At 80.6% G+C, this 304-nt stretch carries 1 pseudogene; it reads right to left on the minus strand.

The features are described from left to right. Positions 1–189: pseudogene (locus tag UK12_RS35180) on the minus strand (hypothetical protein); the annotation flags it as partial. Between the last annotated feature and the right edge of the window lie 115 nt (positions 190–304).

Below are 304 nucleotides of genomic sequence, written 5' to 3' on the forward strand. Positions count from 1 at the left end.
GTTGGTGGTGAGCGAGAGCTCGGGGCGCGGCGCGAGTTCGGCGCAGGCGGCGACGATGCCGACCAGGCCGGGGCGCAGCAGCGGCGCGCCGGCGGTGAACCGGACCCCGCGGACGCCGCGGTCGCGGACGGCGAGCCAGGCGCGACCGCGGCGGGCGAGTCCGACGGGGCCGTGGTGGGCCGGTGCCACCTCACGGTCGCGGCATGGGGGGCCGGCGCCCCGCGGCGGCGCAGCCGTGCTCCTGCGGCCCCAGGGCACGCTCGACCCCGCCCTGCCGGAGCGGATCTGGTACCCGGTCTGGGAC

It is taken from the genome of Saccharothrix sp. ST-888 (assembly GCF_000955975.1).
In the GTDB taxonomy this organism is placed as follows: domain Bacteria; phylum Actinomycetota; class Actinomycetes; order Streptomycetales; family Streptomycetaceae; genus Kitasatospora.